16 protein-coding genes are annotated in these 12,992 nt (G+C 68.1%); 10 read left to right on the top strand and 6 right to left on the bottom strand.

Going from position 1 to position 12,992, the window contains the following annotated elements; all coding sequences use genetic code 11:
• Positions 1-17: 17 nt before the first annotated feature.
• The 9 genes from fliJ to fliR all read left to right on the top strand — a co-directional run bounded on the left by fliJ (position 18) and on the right by fliR (position 6,622).
• Positions 18-473: a flagellar export protein FliJ gene (gene fliJ / locus WKW77_RS08480; protein WP_340356417.1), complete on the top strand. Its 456-nt coding sequence runs from the start codon at positions 18-20 to the stop codon at positions 471-473.
• Between the two features lie 16 nt (positions 474-489).
• Positions 490-1,830: a flagellar hook-length control protein FliK gene (locus tag WKW77_RS08475; RefSeq protein ID WP_340356416.1), complete on the top strand. Its 1,341-nt coding sequence runs from the start codon at positions 490-492 to the stop codon at positions 1,828-1,830.
• A gap of 110 nt (positions 1,831-1,940) precedes the next feature.
• Complete coding sequence (locus tag WKW77_RS08470) at positions 1,941-2,429, top strand: flagellar basal body-associated FliL family protein (protein ID WP_340356415.1); 489 nt, start codon at positions 1,941-1,943, stop codon at positions 2,427-2,429.
• A 21-nt stretch (positions 2,430-2,450) separates the two neighbouring features.
• Positions 2,451-3,452: a flagellar motor switch protein FliM gene (gene fliM, locus WKW77_RS08465; RefSeq protein WP_340356414.1), complete on the top strand. Its 1,002-nt coding sequence runs from the start codon at positions 2,451-2,453 to the stop codon at positions 3,450-3,452.
• Positions 3,445-3,864: a flagellar motor switch protein FliN gene (gene fliN, locus WKW77_RS08460; protein WP_340356413.1), complete on the top strand. Its 420-nt coding sequence runs from the start codon at positions 3,445-3,447 to the stop codon at positions 3,862-3,864. Before fliM ends, fliN begins: the two co-directional genes overlap by 8 nt.
• Positions 3,865-4,157: 293 nt before the next feature.
• The gene (fliO, locus tag WKW77_RS08455; RefSeq protein WP_340356412.1) at positions 4,158-4,622 is read left to right on the top strand and encodes a flagellar biosynthetic protein FliO; all 465 of its coding nucleotides are present in this window, start codon (positions 4,158-4,160) and stop codon (positions 4,620-4,622) included.
• On the top strand, positions 4,619-5,377 hold the full coding sequence (gene fliP / locus WKW77_RS08450; RefSeq protein WP_340356411.1) for a flagellar type III secretion system pore protein FliP: 759 nt from the start codon (positions 4,619-4,621) through the stop codon (positions 5,375-5,377). Before fliO ends, fliP begins: the two co-directional genes overlap by 4 nt.
• A gap of 93 nt (positions 5,378-5,470) precedes the next feature.
• Complete coding sequence (gene fliQ / locus WKW77_RS08445; RefSeq protein WP_340356410.1) at positions 5,471-5,740, top strand: flagellar biosynthesis protein FliQ; 270 nt, start codon at positions 5,471-5,473, stop codon at positions 5,738-5,740.
• A gap of 90 nt (positions 5,741-5,830) precedes the next feature.
• A complete protein-coding gene (fliR, locus tag WKW77_RS08440; protein WP_340356409.1) occupies positions 5,831-6,622 on the top strand; it encodes a flagellar biosynthetic protein FliR in 792 nt (263 codons plus the stop codon).
• Between the two features lie 228 nt (positions 6,623-6,850).
• On the opposite strand, the gene WKW77_RS08435 is transcribed toward fliR, so the two are convergent.
• The 5 genes from WKW77_RS08435 to WKW77_RS08415 form a co-directional block, all read right to left on the bottom strand.
• Positions 6,851-7,348 carry a hypothetical protein gene (locus WKW77_RS08435; protein WP_340356408.1) on the bottom strand — a complete coding sequence of 166 codons (498 nt, stop codon included), beginning with the start codon at positions 7,346-7,348 and terminating at the stop codon, positions 6,851-6,853.
• A 95-nt stretch (positions 7,349-7,443) separates the two neighbouring features.
• Entirely contained in the window at positions 7,444-7,761 is a 318-nt protein-coding gene (locus tag WKW77_RS08430) for a FlxA-like family protein (RefSeq protein ID WP_340356407.1), read from the bottom strand.
• Positions 7,762-7,832: 71 nt separating this feature from the next.
• Complete coding sequence (locus WKW77_RS08425; RefSeq protein ID WP_340356406.1) at positions 7,833-8,246, bottom strand: PaaI family thioesterase; 414 nt, start codon at positions 8,244-8,246, stop codon at positions 7,833-7,835.
• 67 nt (positions 8,247-8,313) lie between these two features.
• Entirely contained in the window at positions 8,314-8,745 is a 432-nt protein-coding gene (locus WKW77_RS08420) for a hypothetical protein (protein ID WP_340356405.1), read from the bottom strand.
• 39 nt (positions 8,746-8,784) lie between these two features.
• Positions 8,785-10,416, bottom strand: a complete 1,632-nt coding sequence (locus tag WKW77_RS08415) for a bifunctional AfsR/SARP family transcriptional regulator/alpha/beta hydrolase (RefSeq protein ID WP_340356404.1) — start codon at positions 10,414-10,416, stop codon at positions 8,785-8,787.
• 98 nt (positions 10,417-10,514) lie between these two features.
• Here WKW77_RS08415 and mddA point away from each other — a divergent pair, with 98 nt between their 5' ends.
• Positions 10,515-11,288 carry a methanethiol S-methyltransferase gene (gene mddA / locus WKW77_RS08410; RefSeq protein WP_340356403.1) on the top strand — a complete coding sequence of 258 codons (774 nt, stop codon included), beginning with the start codon at positions 10,515-10,517 and terminating at the stop codon, positions 11,286-11,288.
• On the opposite strand, the gene WKW77_RS08405 is transcribed toward mddA, so the two are convergent.
• A complete protein-coding gene (locus tag WKW77_RS08405; RefSeq protein ID WP_340356402.1) occupies positions 11,266-12,960 on the bottom strand; it encodes an FAD-dependent oxidoreductase in 1,695 nt (564 codons plus the stop codon). The genes mddA and WKW77_RS08405 overlap by 23 nt on opposite strands.
• Positions 12,961-12,992 lie beyond the last annotated feature (32 nt).

Below are 12,992 nucleotides of genomic sequence, written 5' to 3'. Positions count from 1 at the left end.
CCCCGCAAGGAAAGACCATGCCCCAGCGACTCCCCCTTGAAATGCTGACCGACCTCGCCCGCACGCAGACCGACGAGTCCGCCAAGCGGCTCGGCCTGCTGCAAAGCGCACAGCTCACCGCCAGCCAGAAGCTGGAGATGCTGATGAAGTACCGCCAGGACTACGCCCTGCAGCTGCAGGCGCTGATGAGCGAGGGCCTCGCCACCGCCAAGCTGCGCAACTACCAGGCCTTCCTGGTCACGCTCGACGGCGCGATCGACCAGCAGCGGGCCATCGTCGCGCAGGCCATGACGCGGCTGGACCGCGGCCGCGACGACTGGCGCAACAACAAGCGCCGCCTCAATTCCTTCGACACGCTCGCCGAGCGCGTGCGCCGGCAGGAGCTGATGGCGCAGGCCAAGCGCGAACAGCGCGAGAGCGACGAACGCGCGGCACGCAAGTTCTTCGACCGCGCCGCGAACCCGACCCTCTGAAGCTTCCGGAGCCCCCATGCCCACCGCCATTTCGCCTTCCATCAATCTCTCCGGCCTGCAGGGCGCCACCTCCGGTCCGCGTGGGCGCAACGCCGAGCCGTCGGACGGCCGCAGCTTCGGCGCCGCGCTCGACCGCTCGCGCGCAACGAGCGACCCGGACGCACAGCAGACCGCCGAGGCGCGCGGCACCGAGACGCTTGCAGGCCGCAAGACGACCCGCCCCGGGGAAAAGAAGACCGAGCTCAGCGCGGACGATGTCATGGCGCTTCTCGCGCCGCTGTCCGCGCCCATCGTGCCTTCCGCCGCGCAGGCCAAGCTGACGCCCGAGGCGGCAGCGAAGTCAGGGGCCGCAGCAACGGCAGATGCACTCGCCGCAGGCGCCGCATCGTCCAAAGAGACCGCTGCCGGGGACGCCCCGCAACTCTCCGCCAAGGACGGCGGCCAGGACGCTCACGCGGCGAAGCCGGCGGCGGATCGTGTGGACAGCGCCAGCCTGCCGATCGCCGCGGCCGCAACGGCGGCTGCGACGTCTTCGGACGGGGACGCCACGACGGCTGCCGCCGCCAACGCGCCGGCGCCGGCACCGGCACCGGCACCGGCACCGGAATCTGCACCGGTCATCCCGCCAAACGCAGATGCCAAGTCGCCCGTTGCCGCGAAGCCCGCATCCGCCGCCGACGCCAACGCGGCCGCAGCGGCCACGGACCCATCCGCAGCGGTGTCGCAAGCCACGGCCGCCGTCGAAGCCGCCAAGCCCGACGCGCCGGCCGTGCACACGGACACAGCCTCGGCCGATGCCACCCCCGACCCCGCGCCGCCAGCCCTGGCGGGCCTGCAAGCCAGCGCCGCACCAGCCCTCGACCGCGCCGCCGAGCCCGCGAAAGCCACGCCCCCCCTGGCTGTCGCCCCCGAGGTCGGCACGAGCGAGTGGGGCACGGCCATCGGCCACCAGATGATCCGCATGAGCACCGGCGGCCACCAGGTCGCGGAGCTCAACCTCAATCCCGCCAACCTCGGCCCGCTCAAGGTCACGCTGACCATGGGCGACAACCAGGCGCAGGCGATGTTCGTCTCCGCGCACGAATCGGTGCGCAAGGCGGTCGAGGCCGCGCTGCCGCAACTGCGCACCACGCTGGCCGAACAGGGCATCAACCTCGGCCAGACCTCGGTCGGCGCGGAGGCCCGCCAGCCGAACGGCGGCAGCGCCTTCGCCGAACAGAACCCGCAGCGCTCTCAAGGCCAGCCGGACTATCCGGGTTCGGCGCGCGCAGACAGCGCCGCAACGCAGCCGGTGGCCACGGCGGCGTCGGCGTCCAGCCCGCGCCGCGCCACCGCCGGCCTGGACACCTTCGCGTGAACCTTGCCTTCTGCAATGAACGGATCTGAAGCGTTTTTCCACGCTTGATCAGCCGTTCGCCTGCAGGGGAGTTCGCAAAGAATAGACCGAACCAGTTACCTCGCTTCAACATGGCTACTTCATCTCCCGCCGCTACCGCCGCGCCTGCCGCAGCACCCCGCTCGTCGAAGCTCATGATCGGCCTGCTGATCGGCGTTGCCGTGCTCGCCGCCGGTGTGGCCGGCACCATGTACTTCCAGCACAAGCCGGGCGCCGCGCCGGCCGAAGCCGCGAAGCCCGTGCCCGAGAAGCCGATCTTCGTCACGCTCGAGCCGATGACGGTCAACCTCCAGGCCGAAGGCCGGAAGTACCTGCACGTCGGCATGACGCTCAAGGTGAAGGACGAGGCCGCCAAGGCGCAGATCGTCGAGTTCATGCCCGAGCTGCGCAGCCGCGCGCTGCTGCTGCTGTCGAACCGCGCGCCCGACACGCTGATGTCCACCGAGGACAAGTCCCGGATCGCGGGCGAAGTGCGCGACGAGCTGAACCGTCCGCTCAACGACACCCTGCCGCCGCAAGGCATCGCCAGCGTCTCGTTCAACACCTTCGTGGTGCAATAACCACCCGAAGGCAAGCGACCCATGGCCTATGAACAGGTCCTCTCGCAGGACGAGGTCGATGCGCTGCTGAACGGCGTCACCGGCGGCAGCGTCGACCAGACATCGAAGCCCGCGCCGCCCGCCGACGGACTTCCAGCCTATGACCTCGGTGCGCCCGACCGCGTGGTGCGCGGCCGCATGCACACGCTGGAGGTCATCAACGACCGCTTCGCGCGCGGCCTGCGCAGCGCACTGCTGAACTTCATGCGCCGCAGCCCCGACATCTCGGTGGGCCCGGTGCAGATCCAGCAGTACGGCGAGTTCGTGCGCCACCTTCCGGTGCCGGCGAACATCAACATGCTGCACATGAAGCCGCTGCGCGGCACCGCGCTCTTCGTGTTCGATCCGAAGCTGGTCTTCCTCGTCGTGGACAACCTCTTCGGCAGCGACGGCCGCTACCACGTGCGCGTGGAAGGCCGCGACTTCACGCGCACCGAGCAGCGCATCATCAAGCGGCTGCTCGACCTCTCGCTGCAGTGCTATGCCGAGGCCTGGCAGCCGGTGCATCCGCTGGCCTTCGACTACATCCGCGCGGAGATGCACGGCAAGCTCGCCAACATCGTCGCGCCCAACGAAGTGGTGGTGAACACCACGCTGCAGATCGAGTTCGGCCCCATCGGCGGCTTCCTGCACGTGTGCATTCCGTATTCGATGATCGAGCCGATCCGCGACCTGCTCTCGAACCCGATCCAGGACGAGGTCGAGATCGACAAGCGCTGGGTCAAGCAGATGTCCAGGCAGATGCAGGCCGCCGACGTCGAGCTCACCGCGGATTTCGTGACGATGTCCTCCACGATCGGCGAGATCCTCAAGCTCCAGGTGGGCGACGTGCTGCCCATCGACCTGCCCGAAAGCGTCGTCGCCAAGGTCGACGGGGTGCCGGTGATGGAGTGCGGCTACGGCATCTCGAACGACCGCTACGCCCTGCGCGTGCAAAACATGATCACTCACCAAGACAGCGATTCGAAGAACGACCATGACTGACAACACTTCTTCAGCCAGCGAAGCCGACGACTGGGCCGCCGCACTGGCCGAGCAGACCGCAGCATCGCCCGAACCGGCCCCCGCGCCCGCCGCGTCGCAGGTCTTCCAGCAGATCCAGGAAACGGCATCGGTCGCGGCCGGCGTCACCGCGCTCGACATCGCGCGCGTGATGGAAGTGCCGGTGCAGCTCACCGCCGAGATCGGCCGCACCCGCATCACCATCAAGAACCTGCTCCAGCTCTCGCAGGGCTCGGTCGTCGAGCTCGACGCGCTGGCCGGCCAGCCGCTGGACGTGCTGATCAACGGCTACCTGATTGCGCAGGGCGAAGTGGTGGTGGTGAACGAGAAGTACGGCATTCGCCTGACGGACATCATCACGCCCTCCGAGCGCATGCAGAAACTCGCAAGGTAATGGCTTACCCCCAGCCTCGCCCACTTCGTGTGGCTCTGACACCCCCTTCCAGGGGGCAATCCCAGCGGCCCGGCAAAGCCGGTTCCGCGGGATCACTTGGCTCACCCCCAGCCTCGCCCACTTCGTGTGGCTCTGCACCCCCTTCCAGGGGGCAATCCCGGTGGCCCGGCAAAGCCGGTTCCACGGGATCACTTGGCTCACCCCCAGCCTCGCCCACTTCGTGTGGCTCTGCACCCCCTTCCAGGGGGCAATCCCGGTGGCCCGGCAAAGCCGGTTCCACGGGATTTCTGGCCTTGTGCGCTCGCTTTTCTACGGCTGTGGTGGCGCTTGCGGCGCTGCCGGCGCATGCGGTGCTGCCTACGGTGCCTTCGCACGGCGGTGCAGAGGCTGCGCCGGCGGTCGGCGCGGGCGGGCTGCTGCAGGCGGGGTTCGGCATGGTGGTGGTGCTGGGGCTGATCTTTCTTTGCGCGTGGCTCGCGCGGCGCTTCGGGTTGCAGCGCTTCAATGGCGGCAACGTCGTGAAGGTGGTGTCGAGCTCGAACATCGGACAGCGCGAGCGCGTCGTGGTCGTCGAGGTCGGCGGCAACTGGCTCGTGCTCGGCGTGACGCACAGCCAGATCAACACGCTGCACACCTTGCCCGCGCAGGCGATGCCGCAAGACCCGGTTGCCGCCAACGCCGCAGCGCTCAAACCCATCGAACTCTTCGCGCAGAAGCTGCGCGAATCCATCACCGGCAAGACCCGCCCGGCTCCATGATGCGCAACCTTTTTCGCCGAAGCCTTCGGGGCGGCGTGGTGCTGCTCGCGGCCACGCTGCCGCTCGCGGCCTGGACGCAGGGCCTGCCGGGCCTGACCAGCACGCCCGGCCCCGGCGGCAGCCAGACCTGGTCGCTCAGCGTGCAGACGCTGGTGATGCTGACCTCGATCACCTTCCTGCCCGCGCTGCTGCTGTCGATGACCAGCTTCACGCGCATCCTGATCGTCCTGGGCCTCTTGCGCACCGCGATCGGCACGCAGGCCTCGCCGCCGAACCAGATCCTGGTCGGGCTGTCGCTCTTCCTCACCTTCTTCGTGATGTCGCCGGTGTTCGACAAGGCCTACAGCGACGCCTACAAGCCCTTCGCGGACAACAAGATCAGCGCCGAGAAGGCACTGGAACGCGGCATCGAACCCTTCAAGACCTTCATGCTGCGGCAGACGCGCGAGAACGACCTCGCGCTCTTCGCGAAGCTGGCCAAGGCACCCGAGATGCAAGGCCCCGAGGACGTGCCGCTGCGCATCCTGCTGCCCGCCTTCGTCATCAGCGAGCTGAAGACCGCCTTCCAGATCGGCTTCACCATCTTCATCCCCTTCCTCATCATCGACATGGTGGTCGCGAGCGTTCTGATGTCGATGGGGATGATGATGGTGCCGCCGGCGAGCATCGCGCTGCCGTTCAAGCTGATGCTCTTCGTGCTGGCGGACGGCTGGCAACTCCTGATCGGCGCGCTCGCGCAGAGCTTCTTCACCTAAGGCCATGATGCCCCCACGCTCCGCACTTCGTGTCGTCGCTGCCCCCCGAGGGGGCGCGGCCCTCCCTTGGGGCGGCCCGGCGGGAGGCCGGCCATGACCCCCGAAACCGTCATGACCATCGGCAGCCAGGCCATCCAGGTGTCGCTGATGCTCGGCGCGCCGCTGCTGCTGGTGGCGCTGGTGATCGGTCTGGTGATCAGCATCTTCCAGGCGGCCACGCAGATCAACGAAGCGACGCTCTCCTTCATCCCCAAGCTGGTGGCGATCTTCCTCACGCTGATCGTTGCCGGACCGTGGATGCTCGAGAAGATGCTCGACTACATCCGCGCACTGTTCATGAGCATTCCGCAGCTCGTGGGCTAGGGCCTGCATGACCCCTACGCTCCTCACTTCGTGTGTCGCTGCCCCCCAAGGGGGCCGCAGGTTGCCTTGGGGCGGCCCGGCGCCAACCTGATGCCGCAGGTCTTCTCGGTCACCTCCGCACAGCTCACCGCTTGGCTGGTGGCCTTCCTGTGGCCCTTCGTTCGCATGCTGGCGCTGGTCAGCACCGCGCCGGTCCTCGGCGAGGCGACCGTCCCGCGGCAGGTCAAGGTGGGCTTCGCGGCCGTGTTCGCGATCCTGCTCGCGCCGACGCTCGGCCCGATGCCCGACGTGCCGGTCGTCTCGGCGGGCGGCGTCTGGATCATCATCCAGCAGGTCCTCATCGGCGCGGCCATGGGCTTCACCATGAAGCTGGTCTTCACCGCGGTTCTGGCGGCGGGCGAATACATCGGCCTGCAGATGGGCCTGTCGTTCGCGTCCTTCTTCGACCCGATGAACGGCGGCGCGACCATGGTGGTGGCGCGTTTCCTGAACATGCTCGCGATGCTGATCTTCATCGCGGTCGATGGCCACCTGATGATGATCGCAGCACTGGCCGAGAGCTTTCAGGCGCTGCCGATCTCGGACGCGCCGCTCAACACCAACGGATGGATGGTCATCGCCAGCGGCGGGGGGCAGATCTTCGCGACCGGTCTGATGCTGTCGCTGCCGCTGGTCACCACGCTGCTCACGCTCAACCTGGCGATGGGCATCCTCAACCGCGCCTCGCCGCAGTTCAGCATCTTCGCGGTCGGCTTCCCGCTGACCCTGCTCGCGGGCATCGGCATGCTGCAGTTGCTCATGCCCCATCTGGGCACCATGCTCACGCCGCGGTTCGATGCGGGCATCGAGGCGATGCTGCGGCTGGTGCAGACGCTACGGTAGACACCGCATCGGCCCCGCGCCGCCAATGGGGGCCAAGGCGCAGCGCGTAGGCCGGATGCGGACGCCCGTCAGTGGCTTTGTCTTTCTTGCGCCCGCACCCGTGCCGACCATCATGGGCTCATCGACAGGAGTCCAACATGAAGAGTCTCATTCTCTGGCTTTGTGGCGTGCCCATCGGCGTGATCATCCTGCTCAAGGTCTTCGGGGTGTTCTGAGCGGACGCGCCGGTCACCACCGCCACCGACGGTCCAGCAGGTCGTCGCCGACGTTGTAGTGATCGACCCGCCCCGTCGGATCGATGTAGATGTAGAGAAAGCGCCGGTTGTTGATCTGCAGGTAACGCCACGACCACACCACGCCGTCGAAGGAGGTCACGCGGCTTTGCTCGTAGGGTGGGCCGTAGGTGCGCAACACGTCTTCCACCCGCCATTCGCCGGGACGGATCGTGCTGCCGAACAGGCCTTCGTTCAGTTCCTGCCGCACCGACCGCACATGGCCGGTGGCATCGACATCGACGTTGAACACCGCGAAGCCGGCCGGCCCGTACGAGTACTGCAGGCGCTGCCCTCCATCGGGCATCGGATAGACGGACGTGGGCGGCCCGAGCTGCTGCAGCGCCTGGGCGCGATCGACGCCGAGCGGCAGGCGCGACGGATCGCTGGCGCATCCGGCCAACAACGCGCTGCACAGGACGACGATCACGGTGGCTGCCCGGCTCCAGGTCATGCGATCTCCTTGGCGTTCGCCTCATTGTCGGCCGGCATCGGCCGTTCTCCATGAGGGTCGGCACGAAGCCCCCGACTGCGCCATGGCAGCCGCCTTCAGATACGCGTGTCGATCGAGCTGGCCGATACCGCGTCCATCGCAGCCCGCGAATTGCTCGCGGCCTGGGCACCGTGCATGGCGCTCTTCTGCGTCGAGGCGGCCTGCAGCGCGGTGATTTCCGTCTGGATCATCGCGCTCTGGCGGGACAGCAGGTTGTCCTGCATCTGGATGTCCTGCGTGCTGTCGCCCTTCTGCAGCTTGGTCAACTGCTTTTGCAGCGCAGTCAACTGCTGTTGCAGCGCCGCGATCTGCGAACTGATGTTGCTGCTTGCGCCCGTGGCAGTGCTGGTGCTTGTGCCGACTGCTGAAACCATGGTTCTTTCCGTTCGATGAGGGTCCGGAACGGGTTATCGGCAGCCCGGGCGAAAGTTGAAGGGCAGCGGTCTCACCGCGGCCTGTCTGGCGGCAATGCGTAGGTGCCCACGACGTGCGCGACCGGTTCGGGCAGGCCCTCCGAATACAGGGCGACTTCCCCGACCGCCAGCGTCCGCCCCACCTTGATGAGCTTGCAGACACCGACGATGGCTCGATCCGCCGGCGGCTTTCGCAGGAAGTTGATGTTGAGGTTGGTCGTCACCGCCAGCGGCACGATGCCGATCTCGCCGAGGATCGCGACGTACAGGGCGACGTCTGCGACCGTCATAAGAACCGGCCCGGAGACCGTTCCGCCGGGACGCAGTTCGTGGGGCCCGACTTCGTGGCGCACCGTGGCGGACATGCCGCCGACGGCATCCACCCTGCACTTGGTCTGTGGAAATTCGGCGGCCAGGAAATCGGAGATGTCGGTTGCGGATGGCATGCGACATCCTAATCTGCGGCCGGATGCCGTCGTCTGGACGATCGGTGCTGATTGGCGCTGCCTGGCGCTATCGCTGCGCCATCGAAACGGCGATCAGGGTCCAGACGATCAGCACGAGCTGCACCAGGTTGATCGATATCGCCGCGATGTGGACATGGCGAAATGCCCGTATGGCGCCTGCCGCGTCGACCTGCATCTGATCGCGCACCGCGTTCATCTTCGAGACGATCTTCCGGCGCAGCGCGATGGCCAGCACCGCGAGAGCCGCGGCTTCGGCCGCAAAGGCCGGGCGCCCGGCCAGCACGTAGCTCACGGCCGTCGCACCGGCGGCGAACATCGCGATCCGATAGTAGGTGTCGAAGAAGCCCTGCACGAACCGCGAGTCCATGGGCGTGTCGTGCTTGAGTATCAGCAGCGGCACCGACCCGAAGATGAAATAGGTCGTGATGACGAGCAGCGCCACCGTGAAGAACAGGGCCGCGATCAGAGGTGCAGACATGACGGCGTGGACGGACGGATGCAGGGTGCGATCGACATGCTAACGCTCCGCCGGAGCGGCGAAGTCCGCTATCGCCTGGACGACCGGTCGACTGTCGCCCGCCCACCAGAAGTGATCGGCACCTTCCAGTGGATGCCAGACCGCGCCGGGAATCGTCCGGGCCAGATGCTCGCCGGCTTCGAACCGGACCGCGCGATCGCCACGCCTGTGCATCACGAGCGTCGGCACCCTGATGCGCGTCAGTTCCGGGCGCATGTCGGCATCGCGCAGGCCCGCCAGGATGGCTTCCAGGCCGCCGGGCGACGCGGCATGGCGCACGAGGCGTGCCCACCAGGCCCGCACCGCGGGATCGTCCTGCTCGCTCGGCGCGAAGGTCTCGATGCCGACCGGGCCGCCCCATCCGGCCACGAGCCGCTTCAGCCAGACGTCGTAGGCGGCGGCGGGCAAGGCCCACGGATAGTCCGGCGCAGCGGATCCCCGCGCCAGTGCCCCGAAAAGGCACAGTCCCGCGACGCGATCCGGCTGGTCCACCGCCAAGCGCATCGCGCCGAGGGAGCCCTCGGACGAACCGAAGAGCCACGCCTTCTCCACCTGCGCGTCGTCGAGGATCGCCTCGATGTCCTGAGCCAGGGCGGCGGGCGTGCTCGCGGCGCGAAGACGCTCGGACATGCCGATACCGCGCCGGTCGAACAGCACCACGCGGAAGTGCTCGGCCAGCGCCTCGATGCACGCGCGAATCGGGGGATGCTCCAACGCAATCTCGATGTGGCACAAGAAGCCAGGGCAAACGACCAGTGCTTGCTCGCCCGAGCCGATCACCGTGTAGGCAATGGCCCCCGCGGCGCTCTCGGCGAACCGCACGCCGGGCCGTTCGACGCGGTGGGACCACAGCCGCCGGAGGTCTTCGGTCATCCGCAGGTACGCTTTCTCGGTCTGCGGACCCGGGCGGATGCCGAACTCCGCGCGCAGGACGTCCGCGCAGCGCGTGTAGGCGGCTTCGACCCCCGCGCTGTGCCCCTGCAGGGCATGAAGCTGCATCAGAAGGACGTAGCTGGGTTCGCGGTAGGCATCGAGCGCGAGAAGAACCTCGGCGAGGTCCAGCGCCGTGGCGAACTCGCCCCGCCTCGCCAACGCATCGATCACCCGCTCCAGCAGGCGCGCGAGGAGGTGTTCGTGCTCGATCGACACCGCCTTGAGCCAATCGACGAACGCATCGGACCCCAGGACGATGCCCTGCAAGAGCGGACGACGCGCGCAGGCAATCCATTGCCGCGCCTGGGCCAGCGTGGCGTCCTCGAGTGCCTCCGACGCGACGGCGCTGCGCGCGAAGCGGGTGAACTGCAGTGCGTCCGTCTCGAGCCGCCCTGCCGCGAGCGACAGGCAATCGTTGGCCGACGAAAGCATCCTGCAACCCGCCACATCCTCCAGCGTGTAGACCAGCCGGCGCAGGCGCGTGCGGGCTTGCGCTTCATCGGCATCCGGCCACAGCAGCGTGGCGAGGTGCGCCCGGGGCACGGGCCCGGGGTGGAAGGCGAGGTAGGCCAGCAGCGCGAACGCGCGCTTGAGCGAGAGCGGAACTTCATGCCCCTGCACCACCAGCGCGGGCACGCCAAAGATCCGCAACTCCGGGGCAGGCAGTTCACTCGCGGCGGATCGGCTGGGCGAAGGCATCGCGTGTTTTATAGCCGGGTACGGTGCCGTTGCCCAGGGACGTTCAAGGGACGCCCGCGCTCTAGAGTGGGGCCTTCAGCTGCACCAAGGAGGTCACCGTGCGCGCCCTGTCGTCGTTTCTCTATGGCCTGCTCGCCTACCTGGCGAGCGCCGCGACGCTGCTGTATTTCATCGGCTTCAGCGGCAATCTGTGGGTCCCCAGGTCGGTCGATGTCGGACCGGGCGCGGGTTGGATGCAAGCGGTCGGCACCGACGTCGCGCTGCTCGTGCTCTTCGGTGTCCAGCACAGCATGATGGCGCGCGGGGGCTTCAAACGCTGGTGGGCGCAGTGGGTCCCACCGGTCATCGAACGCAGCACATTCGTCGTCGCCACCTGCGTCGTCCTGGTCGTGATGTTCCGGCTCTGGGTGCCGATCGACGCGCCCGTGGTGTGGCGCGTCGAAAACAAGGCCATCGCTGCGCTGCTGTGGGGCCTGTTCGGGCTCGGCTGGCTAGTGGCCCTCGTCAGCACGTTCCTTCTCGACCACTTCGAGTTGTTCGGTCTGCGGCAAGTCCATGCCGGCTTGACCGGCCGCACTGCGCCACGGAGCGAATTCAGGACGCCGCTGTTCTACCGCTACGTGCGCCATCCGCTTTACGTGGGCTTTCTGGTGAGCTTCTGGTCGGTGCCGGTTATGACGTTCGGACGATTGCTGTTCGCGCTCGGGTTCAGCGCCTACATCCTGATCGGCGTCGCGTTCGAGGAGCGCGACCTGCTGATGCAATTCGGCGAGCGCTATCGCGCCTATCGCAGGCAGGTCGGCATGCTGGTTCCGCGCGGTCGGGCCTCCAGACGCGCGTCGCGGCCTGTCAGCGAGGTTGGCGACCGGTGACGCGAGCGAGCACGCGCTCGGCGTCTTCCGCGTCGAACCCGCGCCACGCGACGATCTGATCGGGGCGGATCAAGGCGAGCGGCGCCTCGTAGAGCGCCCGAAGGGCCGGCTCGGGCAGGCGCACCACGCGCAGGTCGGTGCCCGAAGCGCGCGCGGCGGCTTCGAAGGGCTCGGCGGCGGGTGCATCGGGGCCCAGCGCGAGCAGCGTCCACTCCGAATGGAACAGGTCGAACAACGAACGCCCATCGTCCAGCCAGGCATGGGGCGGGCGGCCGCCGGGGCTGGCCGTCGGGACGTAGTCGTTCGGCTCGTCGGGCGGCAGCGGCGCGCCGTCCGCGACGATGAGAGGCGAGCCGTCGTAGCGCCCACCGAAGGTCACGCCGGGAATGTTGAATTCGAGGCGGGCGTGCTCGTCGAGGTAGCGCGATGCGGATGCACGCTCGGCCTCGCCGCGCGCGGAATCCTCTTCCAGTTCGGGCCTGGCCGCGAACAGGCCCACGGAATCGGCAAAGCGGCGCGCGTAGCCGGTGTTGCGCTCGGCCAGGGGCTTGCGCTCGGCCTCGTAGCTGTCGAGCAGCGCGATCGGCGCCTTGCCCTGCACGATGCTGGCCAGCTTCCAGCCAAGATTCACTGCGTCCTCGACCGCGGTGTTGTAGCCGAGGCCGCCGGTCGGCGTGAACAGGTGCGCGGCGTCGCCGGCGATGAAGACGCGACCTTGCTGGAAGTGCCGGGCCACCAGGGCATGGCCCGCAAGCCAGGTCCCCATCGAGAGGATCTCCATCGGCACCTCGGCGCCGACGGCCTCGGCGAAGACGCGGCGCGCATCGGCCTCGGTCCAGCCGTCGGCATCCTCGCCGGGGCGCAGCGCGGCATGGAATGCGTATTCGGCCTTGCCATCGACCGAGGCCATGAAGGCACGCCGCTCGTGGTTGACGGCCACGTACATCCAGGCCTTCGGATGGCGCAGCACCGAAATGAACCCGGGTGCCCGCAGATAGACGGCGAACATCTTGCCGCCCATGAACTCGCGCTGGATGCCGGTGACGCCGCCCCACTCGATGCCCAGCTGCTGCCGCACGAAGCTGCGCGCGCCGTCGGCGCCGACCAGGAACCGGGCCCGCACCTCTTGCGCCGCGCCGCCCGCGCTCGGTCTGATCGTGGCACCGACCGACGAGCCGTCGTCGGCGAAGCGATCGAGCCGCCAGCCGTAGCGCACTTCGGCGCTCGGCCAGGCCTCTGCGTGACGGCGCAGGGTCTGCTCGACGAACTTCTGCGAGATGCGATGCGGCAACTCTGCTGCGCTCCACGAGCCCGTCATCGCCTTGACCTTGACGATCGCCTCCGCCGCGGTGGGAAGGCGGATGCGTGCCAGCTCGTGCGCGGCGTAGCGCGTGAAGTAGGCAATGTCCGTCGGATGGTCCGGCGGCAGCCCCTGCGCGCGGATCTCGTGCGCGAAGCCCAGCCGGCGGTAATGCTCCATGGTGCGCGCCTGCGTCGCGTTGGCCTGCGGGTTGAAGGCCGTGCCCGGCTTGGCATCGACCAGCAGGCAACGGACGCCGCGGCGGCCCAGTTCGTTGGCGAGCATCAGGCCGCACGGACCGCCGCCGGCGATGAGGACGTCCGTCTCGATCGCGGAGGATGGAGGCAAGGTGGAAGGGGCGTCGGCGACCATGGGCGATCACTTCGGAGCGATGTGGAATTTAT

Source organism: Variovorax ureilyticus (genome assembly GCF_037889935.1).
Taxonomy (GTDB): Bacteria; Pseudomonadota; Gammaproteobacteria; order Burkholderiales; family Burkholderiaceae_C; genus Variovorax; species Variovorax ureilyticus.
This window is presented reverse-complemented; position numbering and strand designations above follow the sequence as displayed.